General features: G+C 53.2%; 19 protein-coding genes. 12 read left to right on the top strand and 7 right to left on the bottom strand.

From position 1 onward, the window contains the following. Positions 1 to 127 precede the first annotated feature (127 nt). The gene (tusA, locus tag SGR01S_RS17655; RefSeq protein ID WP_012004676.1) at positions 128 to 373 is read left to right on the top strand and encodes a sulfurtransferase TusA; all 246 of its coding nucleotides are present in this window, start codon (positions 128 to 130) and stop codon (positions 371 to 373) included. A 65-nt stretch (positions 374 to 438) separates the two neighbouring features. Here the strand turns inward: tusA and SGR01S_RS17650 are convergent, their stop codons facing one another. After that, positions 439 to 2754, bottom strand: coding sequence for a zinc/cadmium/mercury/lead-transporting ATPase (locus SGR01S_RS17650; protein WP_061808255.1), 2316 nt, complete (start codon positions 2752 to 2754; stop codon positions 439 to 441). A gap of 671 nt (positions 2755 to 3425) precedes the next feature. Here SGR01S_RS17650 and SGR01S_RS17645 point away from each other — a divergent pair. After that, the gene (locus tag SGR01S_RS17645) at positions 3426 to 4889 is read left to right on the top strand and encodes a serralysin family metalloprotease (RefSeq protein ID WP_037423578.1); all 1464 of its coding nucleotides are present in this window, start codon (positions 3426 to 3428) and stop codon (positions 4887 to 4889) included. Between the two features lie 55 nt (positions 4890 to 4944). After that, positions 4945 to 5322 (top strand): AprI/Inh family metalloprotease inhibitor, encoded by a 378-nt coding sequence (locus tag SGR01S_RS17640; protein ID WP_061808144.1) that lies wholly within the window; start codon positions 4945 to 4947, stop codon positions 5320 to 5322. 36 nt (positions 5323 to 5358) lie between these two features. Here the strand turns inward: SGR01S_RS17640 and SGR01S_RS17635 are convergent, their stop codons facing one another. Beyond that, positions 5359 to 5985 (bottom strand): lysoplasmalogenase, encoded by a 627-nt coding sequence (locus SGR01S_RS17635; protein WP_061808143.1) that lies wholly within the window; start codon positions 5983 to 5985, stop codon positions 5359 to 5361. Positions 5986 to 6978: 993 nt separating this feature from the next. On the opposite strand from SGR01S_RS17635, the gene SGR01S_RS17630 reads away from it, so the two are divergent. From SGR01S_RS17630 to SGR01S_RS17615, 4 genes are all read left to right on the top strand, one after another. Next, positions 6979 to 7275 (top strand): hypothetical protein, encoded by a 297-nt coding sequence (locus tag SGR01S_RS17630; protein WP_061808142.1) that lies wholly within the window; start codon positions 6979 to 6981, stop codon positions 7273 to 7275. 64 nt (positions 7276 to 7339) lie between these two features. Beyond that, positions 7340 to 7816, top strand: a complete 477-nt coding sequence (locus SGR01S_RS17625) for a lantibiotic dehydratase (protein WP_061808141.1) — start codon at positions 7340 to 7342, stop codon at positions 7814 to 7816. After that, positions 7806 to 9071, top strand: coding sequence for an MFS transporter (locus SGR01S_RS17620; protein ID WP_061808140.1), 1266 nt, complete (start codon positions 7806 to 7808; stop codon positions 9069 to 9071). Before SGR01S_RS17625 ends, SGR01S_RS17620 begins: the two co-directional genes overlap by 11 nt. Before the next feature lie 97 nt (positions 9072 to 9168). After that, positions 9169 to 9534: a DUF2500 domain-containing protein gene (locus tag SGR01S_RS17615; RefSeq protein ID WP_037423595.1), complete on the top strand. Its 366-nt coding sequence runs from the start codon at positions 9169 to 9171 to the stop codon at positions 9532 to 9534. On the opposite strand, the gene SGR01S_RS17610 is transcribed toward SGR01S_RS17615, so the two are convergent. After that, positions 9535 to 9807: a DUF1145 family protein gene (locus SGR01S_RS17610; protein WP_006317223.1), complete on the bottom strand. Its 273-nt coding sequence runs from the start codon at positions 9805 to 9807 to the stop codon at positions 9535 to 9537. After that, positions 9797 to 10417 (bottom strand): 16S rRNA (guanine(966)-N(2))-methyltransferase, encoded by a 621-nt coding sequence (gene rsmD, locus SGR01S_RS17605; protein ID WP_037423453.1) that lies wholly within the window; start codon positions 10415 to 10417, stop codon positions 9797 to 9799. The genes SGR01S_RS17610 and rsmD overlap by 11 nt, the downstream gene beginning before the upstream one ends. Positions 10418 to 10766: 349 nt before the next feature. On the opposite strand from rsmD, the gene ftsY reads away from it, so the two are divergent. The 4 genes from ftsY to rpoH all read left to right on the top strand — a co-directional run bounded on the left by ftsY (position 10767) and on the right by rpoH (position 15200). Further along, positions 10767 to 12407 (top strand): signal recognition particle-docking protein FtsY, encoded by a 1641-nt coding sequence (gene ftsY, locus SGR01S_RS17600; protein WP_061808139.1) that lies wholly within the window; start codon positions 10767 to 10769, stop codon positions 12405 to 12407. 5 nt (positions 12408 to 12412) lie between these two features. Beyond that, a complete protein-coding gene (ftsE, locus tag SGR01S_RS17595) occupies positions 12413 to 13084 on the top strand; it encodes a cell division ATP-binding protein FtsE (protein ID WP_037423459.1) in 672 nt (223 codons plus the stop codon). After that, on the top strand, positions 13074 to 14027 hold the full coding sequence (ftsX, locus tag SGR01S_RS17590; protein ID WP_037423462.1) for a permease-like cell division protein FtsX: 954 nt from the start codon (positions 13074 to 13076) through the stop codon (positions 14025 to 14027). Before ftsE ends, ftsX begins: the two co-directional genes overlap by 11 nt. A 315-nt stretch (positions 14028 to 14342) precedes the next feature. Beyond that, the gene (rpoH, locus tag SGR01S_RS17585; protein WP_020824815.1) at positions 14343 to 15200 is read left to right on the top strand and encodes an RNA polymerase sigma factor RpoH; all 858 of its coding nucleotides are present in this window, start codon (positions 14343 to 14345) and stop codon (positions 15198 to 15200) included. Positions 15201 to 15259: 59 nt separating this feature from the next. On the opposite strand, the gene SGR01S_RS17580 is transcribed toward rpoH, so the two are convergent. Genes SGR01S_RS17580 through panM form a run of 3 tightly spaced genes read right to left on the bottom strand, consistent with a single transcriptional unit; the run spans position 15260 to position 18934 of the window. Continuing rightward, the gene (locus tag SGR01S_RS17580; RefSeq protein ID WP_061808138.1) at positions 15260 to 17341 is read right to left on the bottom strand and encodes a hypothetical protein; all 2082 of its coding nucleotides are present in this window, start codon (positions 17339 to 17341) and stop codon (positions 15260 to 15262) included. Then, complete coding sequence (locus SGR01S_RS17575) at positions 17328 to 18545, bottom strand: DUF3142 domain-containing protein (protein WP_061808137.1); 1218 nt, start codon at positions 18543 to 18545, stop codon at positions 17328 to 17330. Before SGR01S_RS17575 ends, SGR01S_RS17580 begins: the two co-directional genes overlap by 14 nt. After that, entirely contained in the window at positions 18542 to 18934 is a 393-nt protein-coding gene (gene panM / locus SGR01S_RS17570; RefSeq protein WP_037423473.1) for an aspartate 1-decarboxylase autocleavage activator PanM, read from the bottom strand. The genes SGR01S_RS17575 and panM overlap by 4 nt, the downstream gene beginning before the upstream one ends. Positions 18935 to 19340: 406 nt before the next feature. Here panM and SGR01S_RS17565 point away from each other — a divergent pair, with 406 nt between their 5' ends. Further along, complete coding sequence (locus tag SGR01S_RS17565; RefSeq protein ID WP_037423476.1) at positions 19341 to 20456, top strand: branched-chain amino acid ABC transporter substrate-binding protein; 1116 nt, start codon at positions 19341 to 19343, stop codon at positions 20454 to 20456. The last annotated feature ends 45 nt before the right edge of the window (positions 20457 to 20501 follow it).

The raw sequence follows: 20501 nt of genomic DNA, 5'->3' as shown, positions 1-20501 counted from the left end.
AACCAATGCAACGGTTAAATTTAACGCAAACGTTAACGCATCTTGCACAGAAAAACTACCGGCGTAAACTAGGCGGTAATGAGATGTGGCGAGCGTTCGCCGATCGTTTTCGACCGAGAAAAATTGCATGACTGACTTATTTGCCCAGGCTGACCAGACGCTTGATGCGCTCGGATTGCGCTGTCCAGAACCGGTGATGATGGTGCGCAAAACTGTGCGCCATATGGATAACGGTGAAACGTTGTTGATTATTGCTGACGATCCGGCGACGACCCGTGACATTCCGGGGTTCTGCCGCTTTATGGAACACACGTTGGTGGCGCAGGAAACCGACACCGCACCTTACCGCTACCTGCTACGCAAGGGTGTTTAACCTCTGCCTGAGGGAATAGATCGCGTGGCCCATTTATGGGCCACGCTGTTACAGTATGTTATTGCCTAATCGCGTTTCTTCAGTAGACGTAAGGCATTGGCGGTGACCAGTGCGGTAGCGCCAGAGTCTGCCAGCACCGCCAGCCACAACCCGGTCAGGCCCAGCAGTGTGGTAATCAGAAATACCCCTTTCAGCCCCAATGCGATGGTGATGTTCTGCCGGATATTGGCATGTGTGGCGCGTGATATGCGGATCATTTCCGCCACACCCAGCAGACGGTTATGGGTCAGCGCGGCATCGGCGGTTTCCAGTGCCACATCGGTACCGCTGCCCATCGCGATGCCAATGCTGGAGGCCTTCATCGCTGGGGCATCATTGATACCGTCGCCGATCATCGCTGTCGGACGCAATTCGCTCAGTTCCGTTACGGCCTTCACTTTATCTTCCGGCAACAATCCAGCCCGATAATCCAGCCCAAGCTCAGAGGCAATCGCCGCCGCCGCGCGCGGATTATCGCCGGTTAGCATCACCCCGTTGATCCCCAGTGCATTCAGTTCTGCAATCGCCTGTTTGGCATCGTTGCGTAAGGTGTCGCGCAGCGCCAGCAGGCCGATAGGTACGCCATCTTCCAGTACCACCACCGCGGTCTTGCCAGCATTTTCCAGCTGTTCTACCTGCTGGATGCCCTGTTGTTTCAGCAAGCCTGTAGCTAGCTTGGCTGGCGCGCTGATCAGCACCGTTTTACCGTCGACAAGACCTTCCACACCGACGCCAGCCAATGCGCGGCGGTCTTGTGCCAGTGGCAGAGGCACACCGTATTGCTCGGCACGGTTGATGATTGCCTGTGCCAATGGATGGTGGGAACCAGCTTCTACCGCAGCGGCAAGGGTCAGTAATTGTTGTTCGCTGATGTCGTTGAGCGGCAGTACATCGGTCACCGTGGGTTTGCCTTCTGTCAGGGTACCGGTTTTGTCGAAGGCGATAGTTTGTACCTGGCCCAACTGTTCCAGCGCAGCACCGCCTTTAATCAGTGCCCCGCGTCGGGTGGCGGCGGCCAGTCCGGAAGTGATCGCTGCCGGGGTGGAGATCACCAGTGCACATGGACAACCGATCAGCAGCAGGGTCAGACCGCGATAAATCCAGGTGTCCCAAGGTTGTGAATACATCAACGGTGGCACCAGGATCACTGCGATAGCCAGCAGCATGATAGCCGGGGTGTAGTAACGACTGAAACGGTCGAGGAAGCGCTCGATCGGCGCTCGGCGCTCTTCGGCTTCTTCAATCAATTGCAGAATGCGGTCGATGGCGTTTTTGCCCGGTTCGGAAACGACCTTCATCTGTGCGGCCTGATCGACCGACAAACTGCCCGCAGCCACTTTTTGACCCTGCTGACGTTCGACGGGTACTGACTCGCCGGTCAGGGCGCTTTCGTCGAAGCTGGCGAACGCATTGATCAGCTCAGCATCTGCCGGCAGGCGACCGCCGGGGGCAATTTCAATCACATCACCAGGACGTAGGCTGGAAACCGGTACCCGCTTGCGCTGTGTGCCTTGTAACAGCAGGGCGTCTTCCGGCACCAATTCCATCAACGCTTTCACACCGCGACGTGCACGGTTGGCGGCATAGGACTCCAGCATTTCGCCAACCATAAACAGCAGCAGTACCATCGCCGCTTCGGCGGTCGCACCAATAAACAGTGCGCCGATGGCAGCTACACTCATCAGCGTTTCAATGGCAAAGGGTGTGCCAGAGCGGATCAGTCGTACCGCCTTGGTCGCGACCGGTGCCAGACCTACCAATGTGGTCGCGATAAAGGCAATGCGGCTCAGTTCAGGGTTGACCATGCTGAGCGCCCAACTGACGATCATCAGCGTGGTGAGCAGCAGCAGTGGACCAAACTCTCCGAGGCGTGACGGCTTTGGCTTGTCAGCTTTGGCTGTCTGTGCCCCGAGAAGGGTAAACCCGGCTTGTTTTACCGCGTCTTGAATGCGCAGGCTGATATCGGATTGAGCATCGACCACCAATTTTTCTGTGGCAAACAGCACGCGTGCGTTGTCGACACCGGGTATTGCGGTAACCGCGTTTTCAATTTTTTTGGCGCAACTTGGGCAGTCCATACCGGTGACTTTCCAGCTGTAGCGCTGACTTCCGGAGAGAGGGGCGGTAGCTAGCCTGTCACTTTCTTCATCCGGATCCTCATGATCTTCCGTGCTGCAACCGTCAGCGCCATGATCGTGTGTGTGCGCATGTTCACTGTGACTGTCGACACTTTGTTTTTCACTGCTGCAACCGTGCTGGGTTTTACTGTGGCTGTGATTGCACCCACAACCGCCTTCCGCATGATGATGTTCTTGATGATTATGGTTTTCATGGTTAGTCATAGCGTCCCCCTCCGGGCCGTTAATGAAGTTCATTGGGCAGACTCTACACCCTGGAGTCAACTCCAGAGTCAAGCAGGGGATGAGAATTATTGCTAACTGTGAGAGGGCGAGGGGTTTTACGGCAAGTCACGTATGTCTCACGGTATTGGCTGAATTTATATGTGCTTTTCGGTCTGACGAAACAGGACCATTAGGCAAAATAAGAAAATGTTATTCCTATACAAACTAAAAAGTCCCCTCAGCTAATAATAAAGAGTTATTAATCTATAACTCTTTAGCTAAATTTAACTTTATGTCACTTAAATGCCAGCATGATCCGCTTGAACCTACAGGCCGCATTTTTGTTGAAGTTTGTTGCCAACTTATGACTCTTAAGTTTCATTTACATTGTAAAGAACGATAAAAACTAGCATAACTCTCCTTCGTTACCTGAATATATAGCTGATTATTTTATGTTCAGTTTTCAACCCCTGCCTATAATTGGAATCGATTACCATTTATAGCGGTAATCTTATTTGCTGATATATATGCATTAATTCTCTCTAACACACTGCCGGTAACGGCGCATAAGTCCCTTCCCGTGAGTTGGCGGATCGTTCTCCGTCGCTGACTGGCAGGTTATGTCTATCTGTCTGATTGATAACGATCAGCTAATGAGTGGAATCGAACCAATGCAATCTACTAAAAAGGCAATTGAAGTTACTGAATCCGTCCTCGCGGCGACCGGCTCCGGCTATAATGCTGTAGACGATCTGTTGCATTACCACGAGCGTGGCAACGGGATTCAGGTTAATGGCAAGGACTCATTTTCTACCGAACAAGCTGGGCTGTTTATTACCCGTGAGAACCAAACCTGGAACGGTTATAAAGTTTTTGGCCAACCGGTTAAATTAACGTTCTCTTTCCCGGACTATAAATTCTCTTCCACCAACGTTGCTGGTGATACCGGGCTGAGTAAATTCAGCGCGGAACAACAGCAACAAGCCAAACTGTCGCTGCAGTCTTGGTCTGACGTGGCCAATATCACTTTTACTGAAGTTGCCGCTGGTCAAAAGGCCAATATCACTTTCGGCAACTACAGCCAGGATCGCCCTGGTCATTATGACTACGGCACCCAGGCGTACGCTTTCTTGCCGAACACGATCTACCAAGGACAGGATCTGGGTGGCCAGACTTGGTACAACGTCAACCAGTCCAACGTTAAACATCCTGCCAGCGAAGACTATGGCCGCCAGACGTTTACCCATGAGATCGGCCATGCGTTGGGCCTGAGCCACCCTGGGGATTACAACGCCGGGGAAGGTAACCCAACCTACAACGACGCAAGCTATGCCGAGGACACCCGTGAGTTCAGCCTGATGAGCTACTGGAGTGAAACCAACACCGGTGGTGATAATGGTGGTCACTACGCGGCGGCACCGCTGCTGGATGACATTTCTGCCATTCAACACCTGTATGGCGCCAACCTGTCGACCCGTACCGGCGACACTGTGTATGGCTTCAACTCCAATACTGGCCGTGATTTCCTCAGCACGACCAGCAATTCTCAAAAAGTGATCTTTGCTGCCTGGGATGCGGGCGGTAATGACACCTTTGATTTCTCCGGTTACACCGCCAACCAGCGCATTAACCTGAATGAAAAGTCCTTCTCCGACGTGGGCGGGCTGAAAGGTAACGTGTCTATCGCCGCAGGCGTGACAATTGAAAATGCGATTGGTGGTTCGGGTAATGATGTGATCGTCGGCAATGCCGCCAACAACGTGCTGAAAGGTGGTGCGGGCAACGACATTCTGTTCGGCGGTGGTGGGGCTGATGAGCTGTGGGGCGGCGCGGGCAAGGATATCTTTGTCTTCTCTGCGGTCAGCGACTCTACGCCAGGTGCGTCTGATTGGATCAAGGATTTCCAGAAAGGCATCGATAAGATCGATCTGTCATTCTTCAATCAGGGCGTATCGAGCAGCGATCAGATCCACTTTGTTGATCATTTCAGCGGCGCAGCGGGCGAAGCTTTACTGTCCTACAACGCGTCAAATAACGTCAGCGATCTGGCACTGAACATTGGTGGCCATCAGGCGCCGGACTTCCTGGTGAAGATCGTGGGTCAGGTAGACGTTGCCACTGACTTTATCGTGTAACAGTGAAGTTAATAACGCCCGGAGCACTTTGGCCGGGCGTTATGCAGGAGTCAATATGAAAGGCAGCTTAGCCTGCGCCGTCGCGATGGCGGGAGGCATGATTGTTACGGGGACCGTTATGGCCAGCAGTTTAATTCTTCCCACCGCGCAGTCTCTGGCGGGGCAGTGGCAAGTCGCCGATGCTGAACAACAGTGTCAGATCGTGTTTTCAGCCAGCGAGCAGAGTGAAACCAACGGCTATCAATTGGTGGATCAACAAGGGTGTTTGAAAAAGGTATTAGCGGCTGAGGTGGTGGGGTGGCGTCCTGCACCAGATGGCATCGCCTTGCTACAGGCAGACGGCAGCACATTGGTATTCTTTTCACGAGACGGGGATATTTATCGTAACCAACTCGGTGCGGCTGACGGTTTGACGCTGAAGGCGTTGGCATAATTACAGCGGGTTCGGTTGCCGAACCCGCCCTGAGCATTACAGATACAACGAACGTACGATCAGGAAATGGCCGGAAAAGTAGCAGAATGCCACGAGCGCGTCCGCTGCACGGAAGGTAAAGCGATAGCGATTAATCAACCACACTATGTTGGCCAGCAGCAGGAGAGATGTGCCTGCCAGCAGCGAGAAACCGAAATCTGTGCTGCGCATGAAGTACTGTTCACCTGCCAACCACACCATCAGCAACGTCATCGCAACCAACGTGGCGATAGGCCAACGCATATCTTCCAGCCGGGTCCAAATGGTTGCCAACAACAACATGCCAATGACCAGCAATGCCAGCGGCAGCGGCCAAAACAGGCTGAACGTCATCTGACTAGCGAAACTGAGGGTATACAGTAAGTTAGACAGGAAAAAAGCCCCGATAGCGTATAACACACGCTCGCGCGGCAACAATAACAAGGCGTCGCCGATCAATGTCGCCAACAGACCCAGGACAATGAGATAACCTGCTGCACCCAGTACTGGCGCTTGCCAGGCCAACAGCAGCAGTAATAGCAGGGTAACCGGTTTAAACACCCAGCGTTGCCAGCGCGGCCCGCGATAGGAGGCATCGACGAACAGCCAACCGGAAAAGAATACGGCAAGGAACGGCCAACTCATTATGTCTTCCTTATTCATTATGGGAGCCACAGCATCCGGCTCCAAATTGTCACCAGTGTCACTTCCTGATTGCAGTGTAGGCAGCACGGCTGTAATCGACAATGCTTTCTTGCGTATGAACTGTAACCCATCTGGCGTGATCAAGAATGATCTATAACGAACCGACATCACGAAAATGGGGCTTATTGTGCGCATTTGTCCTCTTGAAACGCCCTGCTTTATAACGATGGCTCAGATGATGCCGTTTAATCATAAGAAAATGGAATATATCAATGATGACGGTGCTCGTGGAGCGGTTCGGAGGTGTTTGGAACTAAAATAAAAAAATAAATCAAACGTGATTGTTGCTTAAGATTTATTAAATTGATAAATGGTATTTACATTTTTAATACTTCATTAACATTCTTTATGGGGCGTCATGGCGAGTATGGACAGTGTGACCGAGTCGTCTTTGGACAGCGTTGGGGATGGAATTGATTCTTTAAATGCAGCGTGGAGTTTTGGCGGTAATACCCCAAAAAACTTTGACTCTCATGTGTCGAAGCCAGTGCCAAAATATCATGATGGGCACGATATTATTCTTTCACTCAGCGATTTCTTTATCAATAAAAACTCCGTCGTTTATGAACTGGGAAGCTCAACAGGGGCGTTAACGCGCAAGATGGCCAAACGGCATCCTCAGGGTGTCTGCTGCTTCGGGCCTTGCGGGCTATGCTCACACTGGTATGGCTCGCCTGTACTGTAGTCAGTTTAGACTTTCGCAGTGGTTGCGCGATAAAAAATGTTGGGGCAGGTTATACCGCCATCCGGTGAGGAACACCTGCTGGTAACGTTGCCGGACTTGAACAGCCGCCATAAGTACCTGTTTTTACCCCCGTTGTACCGCATTATTTTACCAGCCGCACGTGCTCGGAGCGCCCCTGGATGAAAGCGATGCACCGTTTTTGGCTCGTTTGGTGTCAGCCAATGCATTGGTGTTGAGGGAGTTAACGCATGAAGTGTGCTGATTATTTCTGGTTGCGTTCTGCGGGGTTCCCGGCTGATCACCTGATGCAGGTTTCGCCATTCTTCCACCTGCCAGCCTTTACCTTACTGACGTCGTTGTATCAGTGGCTCACGCGCGCCACGGGTGTTTTTTTGCATCAGGCCTGGTTGGATATTTATCAGCTAATTCCACCTCGCAAGGATGGGCAAGCCATAAGTCTGTTGGCGTTCGCATATCGATTGGCCCTTGGTACCCCATTATGCACAGTTGCTATTGCCAGGCTGCGGAGGCAGCGTAGCCGCTGAAAAACACTATCCTGTAGGGCGTGCCCGCCTACATTGCAAGGCAGGTCGTCTGACTGTAGAGGATATGGACGGTGCTTTTCACGAGGATTTGCTTTGTGTCAACAGCACTGCTCTGCATCAATTACTGTTTCAACTGGCGGGAGATATGTTGCCACGCCATGAGCCACGCCGCATTCGTGTGAACCGTACCCTGTACAAGCGACGTACCTGGGCGTTTAACACCGGTGGATGGCCAGAAGCGGTTTCCGATGAGTTCATGGCGTTTATCCAGTGGCAGGAATGGCAGCAGCGACAGGCACTGCCGCGTTGGGTATTTATCAAGTGTGACAGTGAGCCTAAGCCTTTATTTATCGATTTCGATAATCCGCTTTCTTTAGACACGCTGGCGACGGCGTTGAAGAAAGCGCGGGTGATTCACGTATCAGAAATGCTGCCGACACCTGATGAGCTTTGGCTCAATGATACTCGTGGCCGCGTCTGTTGCGAGATACGTACCACATTCTCCCCCATTAAGCAGGAGGCGTCTGAGAATGCAGAATGAACAGGTTTCTAGCGTAGCGGTACAGGAAGCGAAAAAAAGCTTCGCCATGTTGTTCCTGACGATTTTTATCCCCTTCGGTATGGGGCATTTTATCTCCTACCTGTACCGTACCGTGAACGCCGTGATTTATAACGATCTTGCCAATGAGCTGCACCTTCCAGCAGAAAGCTTGGGGGTTTTAACCGGGGTCTATTTCCTCACGTTCGCCGCTGCCCAATTGCCCCTCGGTGTGATGCTGGATCGCTATGGTCCCCGGTCGGTGCAAAGCCCGATGCTGTTGATAGCCGCTGCCGGCTCAGTGATTTTTGCAATGTCGCATAGCGAGGCGGGGTTGTTGATTGGGCGTGGCTTGATCGGTTTGGGGGTTGCTGGTTCCCTGATGAGTGCCATCAAGGCATGCTCAATCTGGTTACCGGTAGACAGACTGCCACTCAGTACCGCTTGTCTACTTTCAGTTGGCGGTTTGGGAGCTATGGCTTCGACGGCACCGCTGCATGCGGCATTAACTTGGATCACCTGGCGAGAAGCATTCTTGCTGCTGGCCGTGTTAACAGTATTGGTGAGTGCGGTGATTCACTTTTCAGTGCGTGGCGCCTTTATATCGAAAAATACGCATTTCAGCGACATGTGTCGCGAGGTGGGGCGCTTATATCGCTCATGGACCTTCTGGCGATTAGGACTCTATTCGGTCTTTGCCCACGCGACTTACATGGCGATCCTGGCGCTTTGGATGGGGCCCTGGCTACATGATGTTGCTGGTCTGAGCAATGCACAAATGGCTAATGCTTTGATGTTAGGTACGGTAGCCATGGTTGCCGGATCGCTCAGTTTTGGCTGGTTGACGGATTACCTGCGTAAATATGCAGTACAGCCGATTATGATCTGTGGCTGCGGTGTCGTGATCTTTGTGCTGTTTCAGGTGCTGATGTTAAGCGGTCTTTCCGTATCACCTTATGTGATCACCATGGGGTTCAGCTTCTTTGGTACAGCAGCTACCATGAATTATGCCATTGTGGCTCAGTCCGTCGAACCTGCGTTAGCTGGTCGGGTAAGCGCGTCATTTAATCTGGTTGTCTTTGTATTGGCATTTGTCGTGCAGTGGTTGGTGGGGGCGGTGATCGGCAACTGGACTACAGTGGGCGGTAGCTACCCAGTGGTGGCTTACCAGTGGTCGCTAGCCTTACTGATCGCCTTGCAATTACCAGGCTTACTGCTGTGGCTAACCTTTAAACCCTGGAAACTCACGCGTGCTTAATGTGTCTGGTGAGGAAACGACTAAAACGGGTGGCGCTTCAACGTGAAAGTTGTTGTTATGGTTATGCTGATACAGCCAAAAGGAAATGGAAATTAAGATGAGCAAACCGCCACTGTTTTTTATCGCCGTGATTGCGTTGATCGCCGTACTGGCCACGCAGCGCTATTTCAACCAGCGCCGTGTGGCGGCAGAAAATGATCGTGCGTCGGTACGTAATCTGCAGGTCATCGTGAGCGATAAGCGTGAATTTCCCGTCGCCAAGACCCGATCGCCGCAACGTGAGACGATGGTCAACGAGCCAATGTACTATGAGGTGGTGTTCAGCCCGTTGGGTGGCGGAGAGGCAATTCGGCTACGGCTGAAGCAGTGGCAATACAATCCGATCGAAAAGGGAGCGCAGGGCACGCTGAGCATGCAAGGAACGCGTTATCTCTCCTTTACCGCCCAGCCTGCATCGCAATAACTATTTTCTTTTGATTGGCGGCTGTTTTTTCTGCCAGGCCAGGAGTTCGAAAACACCAAAGATGAAGATCTTGGCTTCCTGCCAGTAGCTTATCGGCTGATCTTTCGGTTGAGTGGACTTCAACAACACTAATTGCAGCCCGTGCATCACCACCATAAAGAACAGCGCCACGTCGATGAAGTACTTCAGCGGCTTGGGAAAAGGGTGGAACAGATTGGAGAGCAAAAAGCCCCATACGCACAGCATCAGCAGGCGACCCAGATTAATCAGCATTGTCGGTTTTCTCTTGCGAACGGATATAAAGACGGTAAGCCACCTGACCGGCGACTTTTTCACGGTGTAACTGCCAATTTGCCGGGACGTCAGTTGCGGCGCTTTCGGCTTCGGCTTCTACATAAATCCAGGCTTCATCGGCCAGCCAGCCTTGCTGTTCCAGCAGCGTGATGGTTTCAGCCAACAGCCCTTTGCGAAACGGCGGATCGAGGAACACGACGTCAAACGGTTGGGCACTGCGCGCCAACCAGGTCAGGGCGTTAGTGTTGACCACATCGCCTTTCCCTTGCAGCAGCGCCAGATTTTTTTCCAGTTGCTGTGCCACCGGACGTTCGAACTCCAACAAGGTTACACTGCCGGCATAGCGCGATAATGCTTCCAGCCCGAGTGCACCGCTACCGGCAAAACAGTCCAGGCAGCGAGCACCCTGGATCACCGGTGCCAGCCAGTTGAACAGGGTTTCACGAACACGATCGGTCGTCGGACGCAGCCCTGGGCTGTTCGGTACGGGCAGTTTTCGTCCGCGCCATTGGCCACCGATAATACGGATCTGCCCGGTCGCAGCTTGGGACGGTTTTTTTGCCGATGCCCGTGGCGATATTCTTGTCATAGGTTTGCTTTATTTCTTTCTATGGCGGTGAGGCCGCACGAGTTAACAAATATACCCAATAGATTTCAAGATGCAGGAGGGTGCCAACGCAGTAAGCCCCATGGGAACGCACAAGCAGTACGTGGCCGGGGCAAGCGAGGAAAGCCAACACAGTTGCAACTTGAAAGATGAAGGGTGTAGTTGCCGCTATTCTACCGGTGAGAGGCGTCAGGGGAAAAGGTAAAACTTTGTTGCCTGATTTCACAGCGGAAAGCATACCGGATGCGTGTTGCTGCGCGAGGGAAAGTGATAGACTCGGCGGAATAATTGTCAGTATAAGCAAGCCTTCGGTACGGAGTAGAGTCATAACATGGCAAAAGATAAGAAACGCGGATTTTTCTCCTGGCTGGGCTTTGGCCAGAAGGAAGAAGAGCAACAGCAACCTGAGACGTCGGTAGAACCGGCGGATAATCAGGCCGTGGAGACGCCGGCTGAACCGGTTGCTCCCAAGCTGGATGACCAGCTCCCCGCCCAGGAATCTGAACCTGCCGCCTCTGTAGATACCCCCGGAGAATGGGACGGTAGCCTGACCGGTGAACATATCGCAGAAAGCGTGCCGGTCGTTGCCGAGCACCCTGCGCCGGCAGACACTCTGGCGGAAGAAATTGTTACTGTTACTGAACAGGTGGCCTTAGAACAGAAGCTGGCGGTAGTAGAAGAGACCGCTGAGCAGATTACCGACGTTGAGCCAAAACCGGTTGCAGTGGTTGCACCTGAGCCGGTCATTGTGTCTGAACCTGAAGTGGTTGAGCCTGAACCTGTCGTTGCGCTTGAAGCTGAAGTTGTCGAGCCTGAACCTGTCGTCGCGTTTGAACCTGAAGTCGTCGAGCCTGAGCCAGTTATCGAGGTTGAGCCTGAGCCGGTTGCTGAGGTTAAGCCGGAAGTGGCTGCATCAGAGCCAGAGCCTTTACTGGCTAAAGTGGCTTTGGAGCCGATTATCGCCGCTCCGGTCGTTGCAGAAGACGTTGAAGAAGAAAAAGAGTCCGAGCTGCAGGCACCTGTAGTGACTCAAGAGCAAGAGCGTCCGACCAAAGAAGGTTTCTTTGCCCGTCTTAAACGCAGTCTGGTAAAAACCAAGCAAAATTTGGGTTCAGGCTTTATCGGCCTGTTCCGCGGCAAGAAAATTGACGATGATCTGTTTGAAGAGCTGGAAGAGCAGCTGCTGATTGCCGACGTCGGCGTGGAAACCACACGTAAAATCATTACTTCTCTGACCCAACATGCCAGCCGCAAGCAGCTGAAAGATGCCGAAGCGTTGTACGGTAAGTTGAAGGAGGAAATGTCTGAAATTCTGGCTAAAGTTGATCAGCCACTGGATGTTGGCGGTAAAAACCCGTATGTCATTCTGATGGTTGGGGTGAACGGCGTAGGTAAAACCACCACTATCGGTAAGCTGGCTCGCCAATTCCAGGCTGAAGGCAAATCGGTCATGCTGGCTGCAGGGGATACCTTCCGTGCGGCAGCCGTGGAACAACTGCAAGTGTGGGGCGAACGTAACCGCATTCCGGTTGTGGCGCAGCATACAGGTGCTGACTCTGCTTCGGTGATTTACGATGCCGTGCAGGCCGCCAAAGCGCGTGGCATCGACGTACTGCTTGCCGATACGGCAGGGCGTCTACAAAACAAAGCACACTTGATGGAAGAACTGAAGAAGATCGTCCGCGTCATGAAAAAACTGGACGACCAGGCCCCCCATGAGGTTATGCTGACACTTGATGCCAGCACCGGACAGAATGCGGTCAGTCAGGCGAAATTATTTAATGAAGCCGTAGGCTTAACCGGTATCACACTGACTAAACTGGACGGTACTGCCAAGGGCGGGGTGATCTTCGCCATTGCCGATCAGTTCTCTATCCCGATTCGTTACATCGGTGTTGGGGAAGGCATCGAAGATTTGCGGCCATTTAAGGCTGACGATTTTATTGAGGCACTTTTTGCCCGAGAGGATTAATACGGATGATTCGCTTTGAACAGGTCAGTAAAGCTTATCTGGGCGGACGGCAGGCACTGCAGGGGGTAGATTTCCATCTGCGCCCGGCAGAGATGGCGTTTCTGACCGGCCATTCCGGCGCGGGTAAAAGTACCCTGCTGAAACTGATTTGTGGTATCGAACGGCCGAGCGCCGGCCATATCTGGTTTGGTGGGCACGACATCAGTCGGTTAAAAAACCGTGAGGTGCCGTTCCTGCGCCGTCAGATCGGCATGATTTTCCAGGATCACCATCTGCTGCTGGATCGTACAGTGTATGACAACGTGGCAATGCCACTGATTATCGCGGGTGCCAGTACCGAAGATATTCGCCGCCGTGTTTCTGCTGCGTTGGATAAGGTCGGGTTGTTGGATAAGGCGAAAAACTTCCCTATTCAGCTTTCGGGTGGTGAACAGCAACGTGTGGGCATTGCACGTGCGGTGGTAAACAAGCCTGCGGTGCTGCTGGCGGATGAGCCAACCGGTAACCTGGACGATGCGCTGTCTGAAGGCATTCTGCGTCTGTTTGAAGAGTTTAACCGCGTCGGTGTTACCGTACTGATGGCTACTCACGATACTGGGCTGATCGCCCGTCGCAATTACCGTATTCTGCGTTTGAGTCAGGGCCGCATGGCTGGAGGAGCGCAACATGGCGAATAATGCAAAAACCGCCAAGAGCAAAGCGCTTCGTGGTGGCTGGCGTGAACAATGGCGCTACGCCTGGATGAACGCCATCAAGGATATGCTGCGTCAGCCGTTGGCGACGTTACTGACGGTGATGGTTATCGCTATTTCCCTGACGTTGCCGAGTGTGTGCTACATCGTATGGAAAAACGTCAGCACTGCGGCGACTCAGTGGTACCCAACGCCACAGTTGACGGTATATCTGGATAAATCCCTCGATGATGATGCGGCGGTGAAAGTGCTCGACGCCATCAAGGCGGAAGCCGGCGTAGAGAAAGTGAATTACTTGTCGCGTGAAGAGGCCCGGGGCGAATTCCGCAACTGGTCCGGCTTTGGCGGCGCACTGGATATGCTGGAAGAGAACCCATTGCCTGCGGTCGCCATCATCACGCCGAAAATGAGCTTCCAAAGTTCCGATACGCTCAATACCCTGCGTGATCGCGTGGCGGCAGTACAGGGTGTGGATGAAGTACGCATGGATGACAGCTGGTTTGCCCGCTTGGCCGCCTTGACCGGGCTGGTGGGGCAAGTGGCTGCAATGATCGGGGTGCTGATGATTGTGGCGGTCTTCCTGGTGATCGGCAACAGCGTACGGTTGAGCATCTTCAGCCGCCGCGACACCATCAACGTGATGAAACTGATCGGCGCGACCGACGGCTTTATCCTGCGGCCATTCCTAAATGGCGGTGCGATGCTGGGTTTCTTCGGCGCATTACTGTCGCTGGTTTTGTCCGGTGCGATGGTGTGGCGATTGGAGTCGGTAGTGACCGGCGTGGCCAAGGTCTTTGGCACCACCTTTACCCTGCACGGTTTAGGTTGGGATGAAGCCTTGCTGCTGCTGATTGTCTCAGCGATGATTGGTTGGATCGCCGCCTGGTTAGCCACCGTGCAACATTTACGTCGATTTACACCACAATAAAGTTTTTTTGGTATACTCTTCTCCTGCTGCTCTGAGCGTGTTGCGGGAGAAGAGTTACCGACAATAACTTAAGCATCATCCAGTCTCTTCTTTGCGCACAAATTCCCTATCGGCTTGAGTCTTCGTCACGTATTGTCATGCACAGCGTGATCGAAAAACTGTGAACTAATAGGGCGGAACGCGGTCAAAATCTGCAGCAAAATGTTATGGTGCCCGGCGTGTGGACCGCTTTTGCAATAGCAACTGCCGTAGAATCAATCATTTCCCCGCCGTGATAATCACCTGCATGACCTGTTTTTTCAAGAGAGGGTTTGAATGACCAAAGAAATGCAAACTTTAGCTTTAGTGCCCCAGGGCAGTTTGGAAGCCTATATCCGGGCCGCCAACACCTATCCGATGCTGACGGCAGAGGAAGAGCGGGAGCTGGCTGAACGGCTGCATTATCAGGGCGATCTGGAAGCCGCTAAGCAGCTCATCCTGTCTCACCTGCGCTTTGTCGCTCATATTGCCCGGAATTATTCTGGTTATGGCTTGCCGCAGGCGGACTTGATCCAGGAAGGTAATATCGGCCTGATGAAAGCTGTTCGCCGCTTCAACCCAGAGGTTGGGGTGCGTTTGGTTTCCTTTGCTGTGCACTGGATCAAGGCAGAAATTCACGAGTACGTACTGCGTAACTGGCGTATCGTCAAAGTTGCCACGACTAAGGCTCAGCGTAAGCTGTTCTTTAACCTGCGTAAAACCAAGCAGCGTTTGGGCTGGTTCAATCAGGATGAAGTGGAACTGGTGGCCCGTGAGTTGGGTGTGACCAGTAAAGACGTGCGTGAGATGGAATCCCGCATGGCGGCGCAGGATATGACTTTCGACCCAACACCGGATGATGAAGCCCGTGATGGTCAATCGATGGCACCCGTGCTGTACCTGCAGGATAAAAGCTCGGACTTCGCTGAAGGTATCGAGGAAGATAACTGGGAAAGCAACGCAGCAGACAAACTGGCCTATGCGCTGGAAGGTCTGGACGAGCGTAGCCAGCATATCATCCGCGCCCGTTGGTTGGATGACGACAACAAGTCTACGCTGCAAGAGCTGGCCGATCAGTACGGTGTTTCCGCTGAACGTGTACGTCAGCTAGAAAAGAACGCCATGAAGAAACTGAAAATGGCGATCGAAGCCTAATTCCGCATAAGCGTTAAAAAGCCCGGCTAGCCGGGCTTTTTTGTGCCTAAAATTTGGCGCTATGGTGTTATCGCAGAGAAGTTTGGTGCAGGGCAGTCATAACCGAACTTATTGGCCCAGCTGTACCGAGCTCCAGTATTGATGTAGCGCTGATACAACGCCCGACCCGTTTTGGCATCACGTTTGATCACCCACCCGGCAGCATTACACAGCACTGCGGCATAGGCCTGACTTGTCGGTGGCAGTAAGTCGGCCGCCTGTTGAGCCAGATCGACCGCTTGCCAGCGATAGTGCAGGAAGCGATTGTCTTGCGACGGCAGTGCCGCTTTAGCACGCGCGGCTTCTGCGCTGCTGATCCAACTTTTGTGCTTCAGGGCTCGGGTATCAAAGGCATCCCCCAGATAGGAATAACCCGCATCATAAATCGCATAATCCGGTGTCATTTCATAACCGGTGAACATCAGCCCTTGTGTACGCAGCAGCGTTGCGGCTTGATAGTAGGCGTTTGCGCGCGCCAATTTGTCTGCAGATTTGTCTTGTGCCGTTTTCAGCGTATCGGCGTACTGTTGGGCAACCTGACGATAGTTCGGAATATCAAAATAGGTCATTGCCTCTTGAGGACGCCCGGCGCGCATCAGCCGCCGCGCCAGCAGCTCGCGTAGTTGCACATCTGGCGTGAGTGCTTGACCATTGTACTCATCCGGGTTAACCGGTTTCAGCGGTGTAGCCGGTGCTGGCACATGCTTATCGACAAAGCCCTTCAGTTCGTCGACGGTAAGAACTCGCTCTGCCACGTCGGCGACGTCGGCCCAATAAATATCTTTACCGCGATACAGGAAGTCCATTGCTTGCAAATAATCGCCGCGGTCCAGTGCCAGAATGGCCTGTTCCCCCGCAACCCGGCATTCAGGCACGATGGTTTCTGGCGTAAAGTCCGCATTGCGTTGTTCGCCCCAGCTTTCACTGGATGGGAAAGCGGACGCCGCTTTGGCGTAGTCAGCGGTAGCGGTTTTAACATCCCCATCGCGTAGCGCCATTTTGGCTCGTAGCCACCAGGCCAGGCCGCTGTCTCCGGCGTGCTTCAGCAGGCTGGCCGCCATCGGATATTGCCCTGCACGGTAAGCCAGCGCTGCCAGTCGATCGCTGCCGGTGAAGCCGCTTTTCACCGAGGCATCCAACAGCGTCAGAATCTGGCTGATGACTTGTGTCGAACGGCTGCCGGTTCCGTCAGTGTCCGCCATTTGCAGATTACTGCTGCGTGCAAACAGTTCAATGGTCACCAGTTGTTGGATCAACGGATCGGCAATGGTCTGCTTTAGCACATCGAAGTGGTCAGGATTGATCAGATAGCTAGAGACGTATTGTAACGACAACCCACCGTCTTGATCGCCCTGTGCCGCCTGCTGCGCATACAGGCGGGCCGCTGGAGCGATCTCTCCCAGCCACAGGTGAAGACGTGCTTGCTGGCCCAGGCTGCTTAACGCCAGTTGATCAGGGTCAGCCACGCCGCCTTTCACCCGCTCAATCACCTGTTGGAATGCTGCTAACGCTTGTTCAAGCTGTGGCTTGGACGGGTGTTTGACCGCAACGGTCGATGCGCCAGTTTCGTTCTCTGGCGTGCCGTGATCACCCATTAACACTCGGCCAAGTGAATATTGCGCCCGCAGTCCCCAGTCGCCCTGGTCTGCTGCGGGCATCGCCAGTACCTGTTGAAAATATTCACCCGCGCGCGGGTCTTCACCGGCAAAAGCCACTGCGCCTAGTTGGTAAAGGCGCGCGGCGTCAGATAGTCCTTGAGTATTGACGGAATCGGCCTCTTCAACGGTTTTGGCTGCCCGCATTTTATTGATGATGAGGGTTTCCGGTGACAGCGGCATTGGTTTCGGAGGCATGGCTGGCGGTGGTGCTTTCCACAGCGGTAACTGCTTATCTACAGTAACCAGGCGGCCTGCTTCAAAAGCGAAATTACCTTCCGGCATGTACAGCAGTGTACCGTTGCGATCGACCAGCAGGCGATTAGGAAAGTCTGGTCCGCAAGCGTAGCTGTTAATCGGCATCGCCAATGCTGAACCGATCAGGGTCGCCAGAGAGAGACAACGACCGCAGAGACTCCGTCTAGCGTGCGCATTAAGGTATGACAAGGGTGCCTCCTGGCGTCAGTTGTTGGCAGCGTAGCCAGCCCAGCGGCCGGGATTGCCCAGCGCGTAGCTGGTCGCTGTGGGTAAGCACAAAGCGTTGCCGTTGAGGTTCACTTTCCAGCCGGTAGTTGCCCGCAGCGTCCGCTGCCAGGCACTCACCCGCGGTGATGATGATTTCATGTGGTAATGGGGCGTCAACGGGGCCGTTATTATGAATTATCAGATCATTGAGCCCATTTTGCTGTGGCTGAGGGCTAAATTTTACCTGCCAGTCGACGCTGAGCGGTTGGTTTTCTATCACTGCTCGCAGTGTCGCGAGCGACCAAGCGCGGCGGTCGTCAGCCAATGGCAGTCGGAACCAGATAATCCCACGCAAGTGCGGCGTGGTCTGCGAATTCAGTTGATGCAGGAAATCAGCCACCTGTTGCGGTGCGACGGTTAGTTCACGCGACGTGCCCGCCACACGCAATGACGCTTCGCTTTCAACCTGGGCACCCTGAGCATCGAACTCCACCAGGCCCATACCGTAGGCAGGTAATGCCACCCTGAAAGGTTTTGGCGTAATTTTCGCGTATTGATTTACCCAATGGAGTGCCAGTGGGCTGACGAATAGCCCTTGCTGCGGTGACAGCACCGCATGCACTTGCAGTACCGAACTGTCGACGTGTTGCAATATATCGGGCAACGCTGCTGAGCCGATCCAGGTCGGTAATGCAGTGATGCCTAACTCTAAGGTATACGGCAACTGCTGACGTAGCTGCTGCAAGAAATGCTGGTAGTCAGGCAGTCGAGCAGTGGCGGCGTCATGGTCTATTTCAATGCCGGTGACATGCAGCCCGGCGCGTTGCCATTGCTGCACTGTTTCTAGTAGACGCTGGCGAATGACCGACTCATCAAGCTGTGCCAACTGCCCATCCAGACGCATGACTAACCACAGCGGACGACCATCTTGTTTCAGTAGCGGAAGATTAACGGGGATTTCCCGCCAGCCTTCACGCGGGTGGGCCTGCAATCCCAGAACCCGCAACACGGGGAACAGATCACGGCTTTGCGCCAAGGCTGCGGTATGTTGTGGGGTCCAGACCCGTTGCCAGACATAAACCTGATTATCCCAGGTTTGTGATAACCGCAACGCCTGATGACGACCAGCAAACCATGAGGTTAACGCCATTGCCAGCACGAATAGCGTTATTAGCCCACGTTTCATTGCTGCCAGAGTTCGCCTTGCTGAGTGAAACCGCAGGCACGCATAAAGTTATCTACCTCACCACGTTCACGCGGTGTCAGGCCAGCGGTTGAAAGCTGCCAGTGTGTTATCTGTGGCAACTGGCGCTGTGCATCCTGTACCAGATAGAGACCAACACCGCGGCGGCGTGTCACTTCACGTACCATCAGATCAAGCAACTCTGCCTTTTCACCCTGCATCGCGATTTTCACTGCGCCCAGCAGTCGGTCGTTAAAACGGGCGGCGAACAGCGCTTTACCGTCGTTCAACCCGTTCTGCCATTGCTCCGGCTGCTGATGTGGCCAGATTTTGCCGAGGTCGATGAGATCTTGCGGGGACAGCGTAGTAAGGCGCTCAATGGTCAGTTTCATGCAGAATTTCCGCGCAGTTAAATGATGCCGACAGTGTAATAGATCTTGTGCAGAGCGTTGTGTAAGTTTTTCTGTACGATTACTGCGCAAAATGTTTTTTGCATGGACCATTTTCCGAGTAAATAGTTAGTAAATGGATTGTTAACCAGCACAATGCGCTACGCCTCGGGCTAAATAGCGCGGATTTAATCCGAATTTTATCCTGTTTACACCGCTTGTTTCTGAGCAATGAAGTTGATTTGCAGAAGAAAATTCCTGTTTAATGATATGAAAAATAAAGTCTTATTAGAAAATATTGCCTGTAAAACACCTAAATCATTATTACTTATGAATAAAAGCAGTAAATAAAGATCGGGTGCGGGTAAACACAACAGGTACGTTCACAACGACAGATGGGGATTTGCGGATGAAATTAACAAAAGGTAAGGCGCTGTTGGCGGGTTGTATTGCGATGGCTATCGGTCATTCAGCCATGGCGAAAGACATTAAAGTGGCGATCGTCGGGGCGATGTCCGGCCCAGTCGCACAATACGGTGACATGGAGTTCACCGGTGCTCGTCAGGCCATTGCCGATATCAATGCCAAGGGCGGCATCAAGGGCGATAAGCTGGTGGGTGTGGAATACGATGATGCCTGTGACCCTAAACAGGCGGTCGCGGTCGCTAACAAGGTAATCAACGACGGCATTCGCTATGTCATTGGCCACCTGTGCTCGTCATCGACGCAGCCAGCTTCCGATATTTATGAAGATGAAGGCGTGATCATGATTACCCCGGCGGCCACCAACGCCGATCTGACCACCCGTGGTTACAAGATGATCATGCGTACTACCGGTCTGGATTCCGATCAGGGTCCGACGGCGGCGAAATACATCCTCAGTGAGATCAAACCTAAGCGCATTGCCGTGGTTCACGACAAGCAGCAATATGGTGAAGGCCTGGCACGCTCGGTGCGTGATAGCCTGAAAAAACAGGGTACCGACGTGGTGATGTTTGAAGGGATCACCGCTGGCGATAAAGACTTCTCCACTTTGGTGGCGCGTCTGAAGAAAGAAAACGTCGATTTCGTTTACTTCGGTGGCTACTACCCGGAAATGGGCCAAATCCTGCGCCAGGCAAAACAGGCTGGCCTGACGACCCGCTTTATGGGACCAGAAGGTGTGGGTAACTCTTCACTGTCCAACATCGCCGGTGCGGCCTCCGAAGGCATGCTGGTGACCTTACCTAAACGCTACGATCAGGTGCCAGCCAACAAACCTGTTGTTGATGCACTGAAAGCCAAGAAGCTGGATCCGACCGGTCCGTTCGTCTGGACCACCTACGCTGCGCTGCAATCGCTGACCACCGGGATGGAGCGCAGTGGCAGCCAGGAACCGGCGGATATCGTCAAGGATCTGAAAACCGGCAAGCCGGTGGAAACCGTGATGGGGCCGTTGAGCTGGGATGAAAAAGGCGATCTGAAAGGCTTTGAATTCGGTGTGTTTGAATGGCATGCCGACGGCACATCAACACCCATTAAATAAGCCATAATCATCAGGGTAGGGCGCAGTTCAACTGCGCCCGCGGGC

Source organism: Serratia grimesii NBRC 13537, from assembly GCF_001590905.1.
Lineage (GTDB): Bacteria > Pseudomonadota > Gammaproteobacteria > Enterobacterales > Enterobacteriaceae > Serratia > Serratia grimesii.
The sequence above is the reverse complement of the archived record's forward strand: the minus strand, read 5'-3'. Positions and strand labels throughout refer to the sequence as shown.